The following is a 16,039-nucleotide window of genomic DNA, read 5'->3' as shown; positions in this document are numbered from 1 at the left end:
GCAGCCGCTTTCTGCCGGCACCTATGTGCTTTGCGAGACAAAGCCGCCTGCAGGCTATGTCCGTTCCAAACCAGTGGCGCTGGAAATCTATTCCGACCAGGTGGCTTATTACCAGAATGGAAACCGGGACAGCAGGGTACTCTCTGCCGTTTATGAAGATGCGGCAGATGAACAGACAACCTGGAAAAACAAGCCCCAGGACCAGATCCATACAGCGCGGGTCTATCTGGAAAATGAACCGATCCGGCTACAGGTAGAAAAGCGTGAAGCGCAGGCCGCCGCAGGCAGTGAGCCAGACCAGGATCTGCGATCAGAACATTCTAATAGCGAAGGAACATCCGGGTATGTGGCAGGCGCAAAAATGACATTATTTGATGCCATTTTACTGACACCGTCCGGAGATACCCAGGATTTCACTTACGAAGGACTTGTGATTGAGCGAAACGATGCGGGGTATATTGACCGCATGTATGTAAAGGAAGGCTACGGAGGACAGAAAACGGAATTTCTCCCGGAACGCGATGAGGAAGGGCATTTGTATACGGTAACCTGGCCTGCGGGTGTGGACCGTTATGGTGAGATCATTCCGGCAGAAGGCAACAGCTGGAATTCCGTTACCGTGATGCGCCCGGATACCGATATCCTTTATTACGATCTGAGTAATCTGTCAGTTACCATTACGCCGGAGAGCGATGGCCGGGATGGACGTTATCAGGCGTTTGCATGGAATGGTGCTTTCAAGTTTCTGGAATTTACCGGCGGTGACCTGACGAAGATCGTATACGATGAGAAGGATAAGATCCTGACACTGGATAAAGGAACGCATGTGTATCATTTAGGGCGCGGGGGAGAGCGGGATGCGCTTGTAGATCCGTATACTGGTATGGCATATGTGGTGAAGGATTTTGACGGGACCAATGGAAGCTGGGACCAGATCCGTGGAAGAGCTGGAACCGGGAAGAACAAAAAACAGGTGCTTGTGTGGCCGGTAAATCTTCGCCGGGACGAGTATGGTAATATCATTGCCCGTGATAAGATCACGACCTGCCGTATGGCACTCTCAGGAGATGGGGAGCAGGCGTACCTGACAGGCAGCTGGAAATCTGCCCAGGAAGAAGAAAGCACCGGGAATCCTCTCTTTACCAGAATGAGACAGGGCAGAACCTGAACGATGAAGTGCTGCTGGATGATAACAACGGGAAATTTGAAAAGTCCATGAATCCGGTATACGACCAGCATGGACTTGTGACCTATTACCAGCAGAGCAAAGATATCTATGATAAGGCTACAAAGCTTTACGACCGGAATGGAGATTTTGTGCGCTCCCAGAATTCAGACAATCTGGAAGCTACAATCATGCGGCTTATGCGGTACAGGAGCATACGCTGCTTCAGACAGAAAATGAGCCGCTTTCCCACAGACAGGGCGAAGCCTATGTCATGGAAAATACATGGATCACGTCGGAACAATATCCAAATGACCCGTTTGCGTCGGTGATGACAGAGGGCAGTACAGACATTCTGGAGCGGGTGGCAGCAGGCAGCTACATTATGGAAGAATTACAGGCACCAAAAGGGTTTGTCAAGGCACTTCCGATGGGAATCCTGGTAAAGGAAACCAATGAGATCCAACAGGTCACCATGACAGATGAAGCAACAAAAACGGAATTTTCAAAAACGGATGGCGTAGATATAACTGCTTCAGATACCGCAAGTTCAGATACGGGCGGAAAGTCCGTTGTTTCTGGCAGTGGACTGCGATCAGATAAAGCAGAAACAGGGGAAAACTCTGCATTTGATTGTGGATATGTGACGGGCGCGGTACTTGGATTGTGGAAAACGGAGAGTGCCCATGGTGCAGAAGCTGCGCAGGCTGTTTCGGGAGAAAACCAGACTGCTTCAGAATATGCACAGATCGATGCGGATGTTCACCAGCCAGCTCCGGCCGCTGTCTGGACAACAACAGACCAGCCGCATACGATCGCGCATCTTCCGACGGGAGAGTATCTCTGGAAAGAAATCCAGGTGCCATCGGGCTTTGTTTCCCATGAACCGGTGACAATCACGGTGGCGGAACGCCCGGAAGTCCAGAAATACGAGATAAAGGACGATCACACGCGCATAGAGGTGGAAAAATACTGTCTGGAAAACGGAAAAGACCGTGCAGACGGCGAAACTGCTGTGGGCGGCGCGGAATTTACGCTCTACCCTGCGAAGCTGGATGCAAACGGCCAGATCTGTTATGAGAATGGCCTTTTGCAATATGAGACAGCTTCGCCTGTTGTGCGCTGGATCACCGATGATGGTACGACTTACCGTGATTTTCCGGCTGCGTTTGAAACCATGTATCTGGAGCACGGGGCAAAGCCTGGAAGCAGTGTGATGTGGGATGTGGGCGAGCGGCTTTACCGGGCAGAGTTTGAGGCAGAATACCAGAAAGAACGCTTAAAACCGGCAGATCCACAGCAGACGGTATTGGTGTACCGGATGGAAAACGGGGTTAAAATCCGGATCGGGGTCACAAAAGAGCAGGACCTGTTTGCGGACCACTTATACCGGTTTGAGTATCAGTTCGACTGGAAGGCACTGCCACAGATCAATCCATATGCCTGTACATACCTGACGTTAGAAAACCACCAGCGGTTTGATTACCTGCCTGCCGGAGCCAGCTATGTTCTGGTTGAAACAAAAGTGCCGGAGGGCTTTGCGCGGGCCGGAGTAGTGCTGGTCACGGTAAAAGACACGGGAGCAGTGCAGCTTTACCGGGTAGAAAATGAAGAGGGAACCCTGCTGATCTCGAAGGTATATGAAAATGGCGGCAAGGAACTGGCCGGAGCCAGACTGGCTCTTTACCGGGCAAATGAAGAAGGTGGCTTAACCAGAAGCAGCCGTTATCTGTTTGATACATGGGTCAGTGGAAGCGATGGGCGCTACACGGAGCTGGATGCCATCAACAGGAGGATCCCGCAGGGATATGCACAGGGCGACTTAAAACCACACCGGATCCGGCGTCTGACGGATGGCCTATACTGGCTTGCAGAGCAGGAAAGCCCGGATTATTACACGACATTTCTTCCGGTGCAGATCGAATACCAGTGGCAGCCGGAAATCCGGATCGTGCGCGTCAATGACAGGTCGGTGACAGGAACACTAAAATTAGAAAAAACAGACTCGGCCGGAAATATGCTGCAGGGTGCAGTGTTTGAACTGACGGCGTACCGTGATATGTCATACCAAGACAGGACATATCAAAACACAGTACATCAAAATATGTCATACCAAAATGCAGTATGTAAAAATATGAAATACCGGGGTAGCGCAGGTCAGGATACAGAGAATCCTGCTTCACCGGAGCTTGTGCTTCGCTGCGCCTGGAAGCACCGTCCGAAACAAAAGATCTGCCGGTTGGTGAAGTGCTGGAGGATGGTACGGTCCGTCCATTCTGGTATGAGCTGCGGGAAGTGGTGCCACCTTCCGGTTATGTTTTAAATCCGGAGGTGATCCGGTGGCAGTTTGAGCCGGATCTGGGGGCGGCGTCTTATCCATGGAGGGGAACGGCCCAAAAGAAAATTACTGTAACTGACCGGAAAACCAGGATTGTGATCGCCAAGGTGGATGCAGACGCAATGAAAACTGCAGAAGCCAGCGAGGATCAAGATAAGCTGGCAAATGTATGGAGAATGGAAGAAACGACAGCAGAAGTTAATTCCAGGCAGAAGCAGTTTTTGGATACATGGCCGGAAGACATTTTCCTTGCGGGAGCGGAACTGGCTGTTTACGGGATTGTAAAAATAAACGAGGCGGGAGAGCCTGTTTATAACGAAGATACTCCGCTGGCATACTGGACTACAGAAAAAGAAGCGCCGTGGCATGCGCTGGAGGGCTTAAAAGCAGGAGGTGAGTATCTTTTAAAGGAAGTGAAAGCACCAGAAGGCTATGAATATTTTGAACCGGTCCGTTTCCGGATATCTGAGGATGGAGGCCGGATTGCGTGGGCTGACCGGGCTGATATATGGAACGGAACTGCTCTGGCCGTAAAGGATAAAAAGATACCGGAGCAGGAGATTCCAGACGAGCCGGAGCCGGACAAGCCACCTAAGGAGGAGGGAAAAAAGACACCGCCAGACGATGACAGACCGAAGAAACCAGAGATCCAGCCGCGTTTTCGCATAGGCCGTATCCTGGCCTGGTACCAGCCTTCTTCGCCGGATGGCACTGGCTGGCTGTATTTAGGACCGGATGGACGATGGAAAATCCGTCTTCCACAGGTGGGAGATGAGCGGAAAACCGTTCTGCCTGTTGTATTAATTCTTCTATCGGCAGCGGGACTAGGTATTGTGGGAAAAAGGAAGCATAACAGATAAATCAAAAGGGCGAAAAGGTTTGGCAGTCCTTTTCGCCCTTTTGATTTTGGGAATGGTAGGTATACAAAATAAAAGAAAATGTTTTAGGGGGGCCGGGCAGTTTCGGGCTGCCCGGTATGAGTATGAAAAAGCTTTGTAATTTCAAGTATACACTTGAAACAAAGGTTTCATTACCCTTTCGGATAATGTACTTAGAGTATAAAAAAGAATTGTGACGAAACTGTGTCGCCATCATAAAAAAAATATAAACATAATAAAAAATAAAAAAACCCTTTCAAAAACCTCCTGGATTGTATATAATAAGAGAGATTAGAACGAAAAATGCGCTCTTTGCGCATATTCATAGATGGAACGTAATGGTCCACAAACAGGATTTTCAAAATGAAAGATCCTGCTTTTTGGACACGTATGCGTGAATAATCACGATAGAACTGGGAAACAAGGTAACTGTGGCGGAAATACACAGTTATGGAACAGGAAACATCAGGAGGAAATTTATGTTAGTATCCAACGATATCGGAATCGATTTAGGTACGGCGAGCATTCTGGTATATATCAAAGGCAAGGGCGTTGTCCTGAAGGAGCCTTCCGTAGTAGCGATTGACCGTGACTCCAACAAGATCATGGCAATTGGTGAGGAAGCACGTCTGATGATCGGAAGAACACCGGGAAACATCATTGCGGTAAGACCGCTGCGTCAGGGCGTTATTTCAGACTATACCGTTACCGAGAAGATGTTAAAATATTTCATCAACAAAGCGGTAGGTAAGAGAACCCTGCGCAAGCCGCGTATCGCAGTCTGCATCCCGAGCGGTGCTACAGAGGTTGAAAAAAAGGCAGTTGAAGATGCGACTTATCAGGCAGGTGCCCGCGAGGTATCTATTATCGAGGAGCCGGTTGCAGCAGCGATCGGTGCCGGAATCGATATTTCCAAGGCATGCGGTAACATGATCGTAGATATCGGAGGCGGTACTGCAGATATCGCAGTTATTTCCCTTGGCGGAACCGTAGTAAGTACTTCCATCAAGTTGCCGGTGACGATTTCGATGAAGCATTAGTCCGTTACATGAGAAAGAAGCACAATCTGCTCATCGGTGAGAGAACCGCAGAGGAGATCAAGATCAACATTGGTTCTGCATACCGCAGACCAGAGGTCTTAAAGATGGAGGTGCGTGGACGTAACCTGGTTACCGGACTTCCGAAGACCATCGAGGTTACTTCTGAGGAAACGCTGGAAGCACTGCGCGAGCCGGCTATGCAGATCGTAGATGCCGTTCACAATGTCCTGGAGAGAACTCCTCCGGAGCTGGCAGCCGATATCTTCGACCGCGGTATTGTCATGACCGGCGGTGGCTCCCTGTTAAATGGCCTCGACCAGCTGATCGAAGAAAAGACCGGTATTACCACCATGGTAGCGGAAGACCCGTTAACCGCAGTGGCAATCGGAACCGGTAAGTTTATCGAATTCCAGCACGGGGACAAAAAAGAGCAGGAATTTAACTAAAAGATCGAAAGGGTCTCGTGTCCATCGCGGACGCGGGACTTTTCTTATATGATAGGAAATTTCGTCCTATCATATAAAAATGCTCCGCGAGGAAGCGCACTCGGCGCAAAGGTAGATGGTTGCTGAAGCAACCGCGCCTCGGCGCGAGAATGTGCCAAGGCACATTCTTTTTTATTTCATAGGAAATTCTGTCCTATGAAACAAAAAATGCTCCGCGGGGATCGCATTGCGGCGGAAAGAAATCATGTCACCATTGCGACCCGTCTGCGGGGTGCAAAGCGCCGGTGGCAGGTCTACTGATTATGCAGGAGGATACAGGAGAAACAAAAATGGCAACAGTAAGCGGATATGTAGAACGGATCAAATATCGCAATGAGGAGAACGGATACTCGATTCTGGACGTCAGTGCGGACGGCCTGGATTATGTTCTGGTAGGAACCTTCCCTTATATCAGTGAAGGAGATTTTATCGAGGCCACGGGGCGTAATGTAGAGCACCCGGTTTATGGAGACCAGATCCAGGTGGAGTCTTATGAGCTGAAAGCACCGGAGGATACGGCCTCCATGGAACGCTATCTGGGTTCCGGAGCCATCCGTGGGGTGGGAACAGCGCTTGCGGCCCGCATTGTGCGCCGCTTCAAGGCAGATACCTTCCGCATTATCGAGGAAGAGCCGGAGCGCCTGGCAGAAGTAAAGGGCATCAGTGAAAAAATGGCCAGGGCGATCTCAGAGCAGATGGAAGCCAAAAAAGAGATGCGTCAGGCCATGATGTTTTTGCAGGACTACGGCATTTCCATGAATCTGGCCCTGAAAATCTACAACGAATATGGTACCCGCATGTACGGCATCATCAAAGAAAATCCGTACCGTCTGGCAGACGATATCCAGGGAGTCGGTTTTAAGATGGCAGACGAGATCGCCCAGAAGGTCGGCATTTTCACAGATTCGGATTTCCGCATCCGCAGCGGCATTTATTATACCCTCCTACAGTCTGTGACAAACGGACACACCTATCTGCCACAGGAGGAGCTGCTGGCAGCAGCCTCGGAACTGCTGCATGTGGATCCGTCTGTTATGGAAAAACATCTGACAGATCTTCAGATAGAAAAGAAGATCGTAGTGAAGGTGGATGAGGAGAAAATCCTGGAGAAAAACAGTGCGAAAGCAGATGAAATTGCGGGCACGCGGAATCGAAGCCTGGGAGCAGCAGACGAAATCGCAGGAGCTGAAAACATCAGTCTGGGAGCAGCAGGCGCAGCCCCGGAGACAGGAAACCGCCAGGAACAGGAGGAAACAGCAAAACAGAGCCGTCATGTCTACGCATCCCAGTACTACTACACGGAACTCAACACGGCCCGTATGCTTCACGACTTAAACCTGCGCGGTTCCGAGCCGGAAACAGAGATTCGTAAAAAACTGGAAGTGATCTGTGCGGAGGAGAAAATCGAGCCCGATGAGCTGCAGATCCGAGCAGTGATCGAGGCGGTCAACAGCGGCCTTCTGATCATCACCGGCGGTCCGGGTACCGGTAAAACGACCACGATCAATACTATCATCCGTTACTTCGAACAGGAAGAGATGGAAATCCTGCTGGCGGCGCCGACCGGCCGCGCAGCCAAGCGCATGACCGAGGCAACTGGTTATGAGGCGCGGACTATCCACCGCCTTCTGGAGCTGACCGGGGTTCCGTCGGACGATAAAGATACCTCCGGCATGCATTTTGAGCGAAATGAAGAAAATCCGCTGGAAGCAGATGCCATCATCATTGACGAAATGTCTATGGTAGATATTTACCTGATGCATGCGCTGCTCCGTGCGGTGAACCCGGGAACCCGCCTGATCCTGGTAGGAGATATCAACCAGCTTCCGAGTGTTGGTCCGGGAAATGTCCTTCGCGATATGATCGCGTCCGGTGCATTCAATGTGGTGCAGCTAACCCGCATCTTCCGTCAGGCGGCAGAGAGCGATATTATCGTCAATGCCCACAAGATCAACGATGGAGAACGGATCCCGCTTGGCAAGCGCAGCAAGGACTTTCTGTTTATCCGCCGGGAACATCCTGACGCGATCATCAGCGCCATGCTGACGCTGGTGCGGGAAAAGCTCCCGAATTATGTCCATGCCGATATGTTCGATATCCAGATCATGACACCGATGCGCAAAGGTGCGCTTGGTGTGGAACGGCTAAATACCATTCTCCAGAGCTTCCTGAATCCCAAAGACCCATCGAAGCCGGAAAAGGAGGTAAATGGTACGGTTTACCGGGTGGGAGATAAGGTCATGCAGATCAAAAACAACTACCAGATCGAGTGGGAGACCCGCAACAAATATGGGATTCCGGTGGATTCGGGTGCGGGTGTGTTCAATGGTGATATTGGAATCATCCGCGAGATCAACACGTTTGCGGAAGAACTGACGGTCGAGTTTGATGAAGGAAAAATGGTAGACTACAGCTTTAAACAGCTGGAGGAACTGGAGCTGGCTTATGCCATCACGATCCATAAATCGCAGGGAAGTGAATACCCGGCGGTGGTCATTCCGGTCTATTCCGGCCCCCGCATGCTGATGACAAGAAACTTAATCTACACAGCGGTGACCCGGGCCCGTGCCTGCGTCTGCCTGGTGGGAATCCCGGAAATGCTGCAGACCATGGTCGACAATGTCGTGGAGCAGCGCCGCTACACTGGCTTGAAAATGAGAATTCAGGAGGTTATGCAATCCGAATTATAAAATCACCCACAAAATCATCTGCAAAGGTGGCCCCAAAACCGCTTGTAGAATCATCTGCAAACATAACTGCAAAATTGCCCTTGAAATTATCTCTCAAGGAAAATCTCCTCCAGCTTCTCTTCCCGCGCCGCTGCCCGGTATGCGGACAGATCGTTCTGCCAGAGGGTGCTTTAATCTGCGCGGGCTGTGTGCAGAAGCTGCATTTTATCCGGCAGCCATCCTGCAAAAAATGTGGTACGGAGCTGATCAGTGACCGTGAGGAGTACTGCCCGGACTGCAAACGGCGGCACCGGAGTTTTGAGTCTGGCGTTGCCTGATCCGCTACAATGACGTGGCCCAGAAATCTATGGCGGCGATCAAATATAAAAACCGGCGGGAATATCTGGATTTTTATGCAGAGGCCATTGTCAGGCGATATGGGAACTTTTTTGCCAGACACAAAGAGGCGGTTCTGGTACCGGTCCCGGTACATCCGGTCCGGCTGCGCAGCCGCGGTTTCAACCAGGCTGGAGAGTTGGCGGTGCGCCTTGGACGTCTGAGTGGACTTTCTGTGAATGAAACCATGCTGATCCGTACCAGAAAGACAGCTCCACAGAAAGAGCTTGGACCGGAAGAACGCCTGCGGAACCTGCGAAAGGCATTTGCGGTGAGGAAAAGCACACTGCCCGCAACCGTCATCCTCGTCGATGACATTTACACTACTGGCAGTACTATCGAGGCCTGCACCCGGGTACTAAAAGAGGCGGGAGTCCGGGAAGTGTATTTTGTCTCCATCTGCATCGGCGGCGGTGTCTGACCAGAATGGAGCTTGGTTCCCTGTTTTGCTGGAAACTTTGTTGGAAATCTGGTCTGGCAGCCGATCACCGGATGTTGGATGATTGTCCTGAAAGCAGAAAAATCCAGAAAAAATTGGCAAAGGAGCAGAAAAACGATGCAAACATGCGGGTTTCCTACAAAAAAATAAAGAAAAAGATTGACGCATGGACATCGTTATGCTATAGTGGTATGGCGAATGGAAGAGCTTAGGTCTTTTTTTTTATGCTCAAAATTAGCTTACGGGCTGACAAGGCACGAAAGAAAGGCTGAAAAAACAACGAAAAATCAAGTGGAGGTGGAAGTCGTGCGCACAAAGATTACACTGGCATGTACAGAATGTAAACAGCGGAACTACAACATGACGAAGGATAAGAAGACACATCCGGATCGCATGGAGACCAAAAAATATTGTAGATTCTGCAAAACTCATACTTTACACAAAGAAACAAAGTAAGGAGTGTGAACTATGGGAGAAACTACAGGCACTGAGAAGGCTCCGAAGAAGAGCTTTTTCAAGGGTTTAAAAGCTGAGTTCAACAAAATCGTATGGCCTGACCAGGAAACCGTTGGCAAGCAGACAGTTGCTGTAGTAGCGGTTACCGCTGCGCTGGGAATTATCATCGCAATCCTGGATTTCATTATCAAATGGGGCCTCAGCTTCATTATTTAATTAAGGCGAGGGTGATAAGATGTCAGAAGCAAAGTGGTATGTAGTTCATACCTATTCGGGCTACGAGAACAAAGTAAAAGTTGACATTGAGAAAACCATTGAGAACCGTAACCTTCAGGATCAGATCCTCGAAGTTTCCGTTCCGATGCTCGAAGTCGCAGAACTCAAAAACGGCGTGGAGAAGCTTGCGGACAAGAAAATGTTCCCGGGCTATGTGCTCATCCACATGATCATGAACGATGATACCTGGTATGTAGTACGCAACACCCGCGGCGTGACCGGCTTTGTAGGACCGGGCTCCAAGCCTGTTCCGTTAAGCGATGAGGAGATGGAGAGCCTCGGCTTTGGAAAGACTGAAGTTGCTCTGGACTATGCAGTTGGCGATACCATCGTGGTAACAGCCGGCGCATGGAAGGACACGATCGGTGCCGTTAAGTCTATCAATGAAAGTAAGCACACTCTTACGATCAATGTCGAAATGTTCGGCCGTGAAACACCGGTTGAACTCAATTTCACAGAAGTGAAACACATGTAACAACGAAAAGGGACCGGCGTTGCCGGTTCGTGGGAGGGACACCCCCGACAATACCACATTATTAGGAGGTCATTATCATGGCAAAGAAAGTAACTGGTTACATCAAATTACAGATTCCGGCAGGCAAGGCTACTCCTGCTCCGCCAGTTGGTCCGGCACTCGGTCAGCACGGCGTTAATATCGTACAGTTCACCAAGGAGTTCAACGCAAGAACTGCAGATCAGGGCGATCTGATCATCCCGGTTGTTATTACCGTATACGCAGACAGAAGCTTCAGCTTCGTAACCAAGACTCCGCCGGCAGCTGTTCTGTTAAAGAAAGCTTGCAAGATCAAATCTGGTTCCGCAACCCCGAACAAGACCAAAGTTGCTACCATCTCTAAGGCAGATCTTCAGAAGATCGCTGAGACCAAGATGCCTGACTTAAACGCAGCAAGTCTGGAAGCAGCTATGAGCATGATTGCAGGTACTGCAAGAAGCATGGGTATCACTGTTGAGGAGTAATCCCTCATACAGAACTGAGATGAAACTTTAAATACGTGGGAGGGAACATCCCCGACAATACCACTAGGAGGTTATTTTATTATGAAACATGGAAAGAGATACGTAGAAGCGGCTAAAGCAGTAGACCGCGCTACTCTTTATGATGCAGCAGACGCTATCGCACTTGTTAAGAAGACTGCTGTAGCTAAATTTGATGAAACCATTGAGGCTCATATCAGAACCGGTTGTGACGGACGTCACGCTGACCAGCAGATCCGTGGTGCAGTAGTTCTGCCGCACGGAACTGGTAAAGTTACCAGAATCCTTGTTTTCGCTAAGGGAGCAAAGGCTGATGAGGCTCAGGCTGCAGGCGCAGATTTCGTAGGCGCTGAGGAGCTGATCCCGAAGATCCAGAACGAGGGCTGGTTAGATTTCGATGTAGTTGTAGCTACCCCGGATATGATGGGTGTTGTTGGTCGTCTGGGCCGTGTACTTGGACCGAAGGCTTAATGCCAAACCCGAAGGCTGGTACTGTAACCATGGACGTAACCAAAGCTATCAACGATATCAAAGCTGGTAAGATCGAGTACAGACTTGATAAAACCAACATCATCCACGTGCCAGTGGGTAAAGCTTCTTTCACTGAGGAGCAGTTAGCGGACAACTTCCAGACGCTTATGGATGCAATCAACAAAGCAAAACCGGCTACCTTAAAGGGTACCTACATCAAGAGCGCAACCCTGACCTCTACCATGGGACCGGGCGTTAAGCTGAACGTAGTTAAGCTGATGGCTTAATCAGATTTTGCAAAAAACTGATTGACAATCCGAATATAGTATGTTATCATACACAAGTATTGACTGCCGAAGACAGTAGGTGCCGTAAGGCGTAAGGTTACAACCACCTACCGAGGAACGTACAATTTGTATTTCATGACGAATTTGTAGAGCCCCTCTGTCTGACAGTGGGGCTTTTCCTTGCAGTCTCCAGTTATATAATAAAACAGGAGGAAGACATTCATGGCTAAAGTTGAGTTAAAACAGCCTATCGTAGCTGAGATCTCCGAGCTGTTAAACGGCGCTGCATCCGCAGTAGTAGTAGACTATCGTGGTCTTACTGTTGCTCAGGATACCGAGCTGCGTAAGCAGTTAAGAGAAGCTGGTGTTGCTTACAAAGTATACAAGAACACCATGATCAAGCGTGCAGCTGAGGGTACCGATTTTGCAGCTCTGGATCCGGATTTAGAAGGACCGACCGCAATCGCTGTATCTAAGGATGACGCTACAGCTCCGGCAAGAATCCTGGCTGAGTTTGCTAAGAAGGCAGACAAGCTTGAGATCAAAGCTGGTGTTGTTGAAGGTACTTACTATGATCAGAAGGGTATGCAGGTTATCGCAACCATCCCGTCCAGAGAAGTACTTCTCGGAAAGTTACTGGGAAGCATCCAGTCTCCGATCACCAACTTCGCTCGTGTGCTTAACCAGATCGCTGAGCAGCAGGGCGCAGAGGCTTAATTATCTGAACATCATCCTGCGGTCAGCCGCATGAACATTCAGAAGTAAGCAATTCGATATCATATCGAACTATCATTGATTCAGAAATATAATTATTTTAATGGAGGAAATTAAAATGGCAAAGTTAACCACTGCAGAGTTTATCGAAGCTATCAAAGAGTTATCCGTATTAGAGCTGAACGAGCTGGTAAAGGCTTGTGAGGAAGAGTTTGGCGTATCCGCAGCAGCAGGCGTTGTAGTTGCAGCAGCAGCTGGCGCAGGCGAGGCAGCTGAGGAGAAGACCGAGTTCGACGTAGAGCTGACCGAGGTTGGCCCGAACAAGGTTAAAGTTATCAAGGTTGTACGTGAAGCTACCGGTCTTGGTCTGAAAGAGGCTAAGGACGTAGTTGACGGTGCTCCGAAAGTCCTGAAAGAGGGCGCTTCTAAGGAAGAGGCTGAGGACATCAAGGCTAAACTTGAGCTGAGGGCGCAAAAGTTACCCTGAAGTAATTAAAACTCAACAAAGAGCTATGAACCCCGGAATCCGCAAGGATTTCCGGGGTTTTTCTGTCGTGCGGGAATTATGTATGGAACACATGATAAAGAGCATGTATTTGGTAACAGGAAACTGTTCACAGAAAATTCTGAGCAAAAACGAGAATAAAAAATACCCGGAACTCCTCGTGAAGTTCCGGGTATCTCATTTTCTAGGTGGTAAATTAAGCTACAACGTGAACGTTAACAGCCTGAAGACCACGGTTGCCCTCAGCGGTATCGAAGGTAACTTTCTGGCCATCCTCTAAGGTCTTGTAGCCGTCAGCTACGATACCGGAGAAGTGTACGAATACTTCCTCGCCAGTCTCATCGTTGGTGATGAAGCCATAACCCTTAGTAGCGTTGAACCATTTAACTGTACCGTTATTCATTGTGGTACCTCCTATAAAAAATAAAATTTGTATTTTCGTATGAAACAAAAATCACATATTTTTGTAAATCGGGAATGTACTTCTTGACTTACAAAAATATGTGAATCAAAAGCTCATATCAAAATACATTGTGAGTTTACCACCCAACCCCAAATCTGTCAAGCAATTTCGGCATTTCTTAATATGCTAAAGTGGTAGGAATAATATTTGCAAATCCCCTGATTTGCGGGGCAGATTAAATAGTGTGATGGGTGCGTGGCCGGGGAAAGTAGCCGGCCGCGCACACTATGCCAAACCAAAATAGGGAAAAGTTGTCAAACAAATAAAATATAAATAAAAAAGGTTTTATAAACCGGTTTCCAGACTGGAAAGCCAGGCTTTCATGGCTCCGGTGAGCCATTTATTCCGGTGGTACAGAACTTGCAGCCAGCAAGCTGACGCGGAAACTTCATAGTCCAGCGGAACAAGCTGCTCTGCAGCCTGGTGCTGCCGGACAATCAGTTCGGGAGCCAGAACCATGGCGTTTGTATGTGCATGGCCTGATACATTGCTGGATGTGCCGGTTGCATCTGTAGTGCATGTATTTGCGTCAGGGGTGCCGTGCATGCCATCTGCTTTGCCTGTGCGAAACAGTCTGTCTGTGCAATGATCCGCCGCAACAGAAAGGGCGAGTCCCGGGTCAGAAATTTGTATCTGTCTGGAGGCGGCACATGGAAGTGCTTCCAGACCTGCCTCAAAATAGCCGGTTCGGATAAACGGATAAAGAGAGAGCTCTTCCGGTGTTACAGATTGCTGCCCTGCCAGCGGATGCCCTTTTCCAACATAAAGGTGGAGCGGAGTCGGCTGGTCCTCTGTCGCATGAATGAGATCCTCACCAGTGTAGCGGCTACCCAGAGACAGCGCAAGATCCACCTCGTTGTGCCGGAGATGGGAAAGCAATAGCTCCGGGTCCTGGATGGTTTCCACCCGCAGCTTCACCTGTGGATATTTCTGCAGGTACTGCGCAAGCTGACTGCTGATGTCCGGCCCGGCAAGCGGGCTGAGAATGCCTAGCCGCAATGAGCCGGTGACGGTGGAGTTATCTTGTTTTCCAACCATCAGCGCTTCTTCGGACATGCGGATGATCGCGGCTGCATAGGTGAGGAATTCCTGCCCGGTCTGGGTAATGCGGATCTGCCTGCCTACGCGCTCGTAAAGCTGGGTCCCCAGCTCCTGCTCCAGCTGCTGCATCTGCATGGTGACGGTTGACTGGGCATACCCCAGAGCTGCTGCAGCTTTTGAGAGACTCTGGGTCTCAGCCACTTTGGTAAATGTAATCAGGTTTCTAATTTCCATGAACTGCTTTCTAATATCGGAATTAATGAAGTAAAATAAAAATACTTCAAAATATTTGACATCATCATTGTAGCGCTTATACTGAAAAAAGACAAGGGATATTTTGCGATTCTGGAAAACGATTGCAGAAAACATATTTTCCCCCAGATATAGATATATATGAAATAAAAGCTGCTGCTTGCGCAATGCGTGAACAGTATCGCGAATAGAAAACAGGAGAAGGGAGCTTATGGCTAATGGAAAGTGGAGATTTCGTATGCTGAGTCTGCTTTTGCTGGCAGTGGTTCTTGCAGATGGAGCCCTGACTGGAGCAGCCTTTGCGATCGCGCGGTATGCTAACGATCCGGGCAGTGTGGCTGTTTCGTCTTTTGAGACTCAAAACGGAAACGGTGAGTTTTTCCAGCAGGCCGATTCCGCCGATGGGCAGCAAGTTGCTTCACAGGAGCACGTTTCCCAAGGCTATGCTTCGCAGGACCATGCCACGCAGAATCATGTCTCGCAGGATCACTCTCCCCAGGTTGCCCTCACCTTCGATGACGGTCCCCACCAGACCTGCACGCCGGCTCTCTTAGATGGCTTGAAGCAGCGTGGCGTGAAGGCAACCTTTTTTCTTATGGGCGAAAATATTGCCGGAAAGGAAGAACTGGTACAGCGGATGCAGGCAGATGGGCACCTCATCGGCAACCACAGTTACCGTCACATCCAGATGACAAAGGAGGGGGCAGAGCAGGCTTGTGCGGAAATCGAGCAGACAGAGCAGCTGATCCAGTCCATCACCGGGAAACGCCCGGAATATCTGCGTCCGCCTTACGGAGCCTGGAATGAGCAGCTGGAATGCCGCGTAAATCTGACCACGGTACTCTGGAACGTAGATTCCCTGGACTGGAAATTTCAGAACACAAAGCGCATTGTGCGGCGGGTTGAAAAGGATGTGAAGGATGGGGACATCATTCTTATGCATGATATTTTTCCAACCTCGGTAGAGGCGGCTTTGCGGATTGTCGATGATCTGCAGGCGCAAGGCTATGAATTTGTGACGGTAGAGGAATTGCTGGTGGACTGAAGCGTTAGAAAACCGGTCGTGCTCCGGGTTGACTGCGCAGCCGACGCAGATTATACTAGAGAAAAGCACAAATGTTCGCAAAAAGTTCTGCGCAACTATACTGGAACGCAATGCACATCTGCC

15 protein-coding genes, 3 pseudogenes and 1 other annotated feature are annotated in these 16,039 nt (G+C 49.6%); of the genes and pseudogenes, 16 read left to right on the top strand and 2 right to left on the bottom strand.

The features are described from left to right. The first annotated feature begins 25 nt into the window (after positions 1 to 25). The 15 genes and pseudogenes from DXA97_RS10430 (at position 26) to rplL (ending at position 13,102) form a co-directional block, all read left to right on the top strand. The gene (locus tag DXA97_RS10430) at positions 26 to 1,168 is read left to right on the top strand and encodes a hypothetical protein (protein ID WP_118719921.1); all 1,143 of its coding nucleotides are present in this window, start codon (positions 26 to 28) and stop codon (positions 1,166 to 1,168) included. A gap of 271 nt (positions 1,169 to 1,439) precedes the next feature. Beyond that, complete coding sequence (locus DXA97_RS10420) at positions 1,440 to 3,488, top strand: prealbumin-like fold domain-containing protein (RefSeq protein ID WP_147355559.1); 2,049 nt, start codon at positions 1,440 to 1,442, stop codon at positions 3,486 to 3,488. Further along, positions 3,413 to 4,363 (top strand): SpaA isopeptide-forming pilin-related protein, encoded by a 951-nt coding sequence (locus DXA97_RS10415; RefSeq protein ID WP_147355558.1) that lies wholly within the window; start codon positions 3,413 to 3,415, stop codon positions 4,361 to 4,363. Before DXA97_RS10420 ends, DXA97_RS10415 begins: the two co-directional genes overlap by 76 nt. A 497-nt stretch (positions 4,364 to 4,860) precedes the next feature. After that, positions 4,861 to 5,867: pseudogene (gene mreB, locus DXA97_RS10410) on the top strand (rod shape-determining protein MreB). A gap of 329 nt (positions 5,868 to 6,196) precedes the next feature. Then, the gene (locus DXA97_RS10405; protein ID WP_118720006.1) at positions 6,197 to 8,596 is read left to right on the top strand and encodes an AAA family ATPase; all 2,400 of its coding nucleotides are present in this window, start codon (positions 6,197 to 6,199) and stop codon (positions 8,594 to 8,596) included. A gap of 80 nt (positions 8,597 to 8,676) precedes the next feature. Further along, the gene (locus tag DXA97_RS22175) at positions 8,677 to 8,913 is read left to right on the top strand and encodes a double zinc ribbon domain-containing protein (RefSeq protein ID WP_347561557.1); all 237 of its coding nucleotides are present in this window, start codon (positions 8,677 to 8,679) and stop codon (positions 8,911 to 8,913) included. 29 nt (positions 8,914 to 8,942) lie between these two features. Further along, entirely contained in the window at positions 8,943 to 9,392 is a 450-nt protein-coding gene (locus tag DXA97_RS22170; protein ID WP_347561556.1) for a phosphoribosyltransferase family protein, read from the top strand. Positions 9,393 to 9,397: 5 nt separating this feature from the next. After that, on the top strand, positions 9,398 to 9,622 hold the full coding sequence (locus DXA97_RS10395) for a hypothetical protein (protein ID WP_118719914.1): 225 nt from the start codon (positions 9,398 to 9,400) through the stop codon (positions 9,620 to 9,622). A gap of 94 nt (positions 9,623 to 9,716) precedes the next feature. Continuing rightward, positions 9,717 to 9,866 carry a 50S ribosomal protein L33 gene (gene rpmG / locus DXA97_RS10390; RefSeq protein WP_080552267.1) on the top strand — a complete coding sequence of 50 codons (150 nt, stop codon included), beginning with the start codon at positions 9,717 to 9,719 and terminating at the stop codon, positions 9,864 to 9,866. Positions 9,867 to 9,878: 12 nt separating this feature from the next. Then, entirely contained in the window at positions 9,879 to 10,082 is a 204-nt protein-coding gene (gene secE / locus DXA97_RS10385; protein WP_118531256.1) for a preprotein translocase subunit SecE, read from the top strand. A gap of 19 nt (positions 10,083 to 10,101) precedes the next feature. After that, positions 10,102 to 10,617 (top strand): transcription termination/antitermination protein NusG, encoded by a 516-nt coding sequence (gene nusG, locus DXA97_RS10380; RefSeq protein WP_118531258.1) that lies wholly within the window; start codon positions 10,102 to 10,104, stop codon positions 10,615 to 10,617. A gap of 77 nt (positions 10,618 to 10,694) precedes the next feature. Beyond that, on the top strand, positions 10,695 to 11,120 hold the full coding sequence (gene rplK / locus DXA97_RS10375; RefSeq protein ID WP_118531260.1) for a 50S ribosomal protein L11: 426 nt from the start codon (positions 10,695 to 10,697) through the stop codon (positions 11,118 to 11,120). 81 nt (positions 11,121 to 11,201) lie between these two features. Beyond that, positions 11,202 to 11,896: pseudogene (gene rplA, locus DXA97_RS10370) on the top strand (50S ribosomal protein L1). Positions 11,897 to 11,944: 48 nt separating this feature from the next. After that, positions 11,945 to 12,085 (top strand) — a sequence feature (ribosomal protein L10 leader region). A gap of 33 nt (positions 12,086 to 12,118) precedes the next feature. Continuing rightward, positions 12,119 to 12,613: a 50S ribosomal protein L10 gene (rplJ, locus tag DXA97_RS10365; RefSeq protein WP_118719912.1), complete on the top strand. Its 495-nt coding sequence runs from the start codon at positions 12,119 to 12,121 to the stop codon at positions 12,611 to 12,613. Positions 12,614 to 12,728: 115 nt separating this feature from the next. Beyond that, positions 12,729 to 13,102, top strand: a pseudogene (gene rplL / locus DXA97_RS10360) (50S ribosomal protein L7/L12). A gap of 209 nt (positions 13,103 to 13,311) precedes the next feature. Here the strand turns inward: rplL and DXA97_RS10355 are convergent. Together DXA97_RS10355 and DXA97_RS10350 are read right to left on the bottom strand one after the other, a co-directional pair. After that, complete coding sequence (locus tag DXA97_RS10355) at positions 13,312 to 13,518, bottom strand: cold-shock protein (protein ID WP_118531268.1); 207 nt, start codon at positions 13,516 to 13,518, stop codon at positions 13,312 to 13,314. Positions 13,519 to 13,863: 345 nt separating this feature from the next. Further along, complete coding sequence (locus DXA97_RS10350) at positions 13,864 to 14,853, bottom strand: LysR family transcriptional regulator (protein ID WP_182436860.1); 990 nt, start codon at positions 14,851 to 14,853, stop codon at positions 13,864 to 13,866. Positions 14,854 to 15,082: 229 nt separating this feature from the next. Here DXA97_RS10350 and DXA97_RS10345 point away from each other — a divergent pair, with 229 nt between their 5' ends. Next, positions 15,083 to 15,916 carry a polysaccharide deacetylase family protein gene (locus DXA97_RS10345; protein WP_243107625.1) on the top strand — a complete coding sequence of 278 codons (834 nt, stop codon included), beginning with the start codon at positions 15,083 to 15,085 and terminating at the stop codon, positions 15,914 to 15,916. Positions 15,917 to 16,039 lie beyond the last annotated feature (123 nt).

The sequence above is a fragment of the Clostridium sp. OF09-36 genome (assembly GCF_003481985.1).
Classification (GTDB): Bacteria; Bacillota; Clostridia; order Lachnospirales; family Lachnospiraceae; genus Brotaphodocola.
Note: the sequence above shows the minus strand (reverse complement) of the source record. Positions and strands in the feature narration are given on the sequence as shown.

What these genes read in the sequence shown, in the direction of transcription:
- DXA97_RS10420 (WP_147355559.1), top strand. Translation starts at nt 1,440, where the DNA reads ATGGAAAATACATGGATCACGTCGGAACAATATCCAAATGACCCGTTT.
- DXA97_RS10405 (WP_118720006.1), top strand. Translation starts at nt 6,197, where the DNA reads ATGGCAACAGTAAGCGGATATGTAGAACGGATCAAATATCGCAATGAG.
- DXA97_RS22170 (WP_347561556.1), top strand. Translation starts at nt 8,943, where the DNA reads ATGGCGGCGATCAAATATAAAAACCGGCGGGAATATCTGGATTTTTAT.
- DXA97_RS10395 (WP_118719914.1), top strand. Translation starts at nt 9,398, where the DNA reads ATGGAGCTTGGTTCCCTGTTTTGCTGGAAACTTTGTTGGAAATCTGGT.
- secE (WP_118531256.1), top strand. Translation starts at nt 9,879, where the DNA reads ATGGGAGAAACTACAGGCACTGAGAAGGCTCCGAAGAAGAGCTTTTTC.
- nusG (WP_118531258.1), top strand. Translation starts at nt 10,102, where the DNA reads ATGTCAGAAGCAAAGTGGTATGTAGTTCATACCTATTCGGGCTACGAG.
- rplK (WP_118531260.1), top strand. Translation starts at nt 10,695, where the DNA reads ATGGCAAAGAAAGTAACTGGTTACATCAAATTACAGATTCCGGCAGGC.
- rplJ (WP_118719912.1), top strand. Translation starts at nt 12,119, where the DNA reads ATGGCTAAAGTTGAGTTAAAACAGCCTATCGTAGCTGAGATCTCCGAG.
- DXA97_RS10355 (WP_118531268.1), bottom strand. Translation starts at nt 13,518, where the DNA reads ATGAATAACGGTACAGTTAAATGGTTCAACGCTACTAAGGGTTATGGC.
- DXA97_RS10350 (WP_182436860.1), bottom strand. Translation starts at nt 14,853, where the DNA reads ATGGAAATTAGAAACCTGATTACATTTACCAAAGTGGCTGAGACCCAG.
- DXA97_RS10345 (WP_243107625.1), top strand. Translation starts at nt 15,083, where the DNA reads ATGGCTAATGGAAAGTGGAGATTTCGTATGCTGAGTCTGCTTTTGCTG.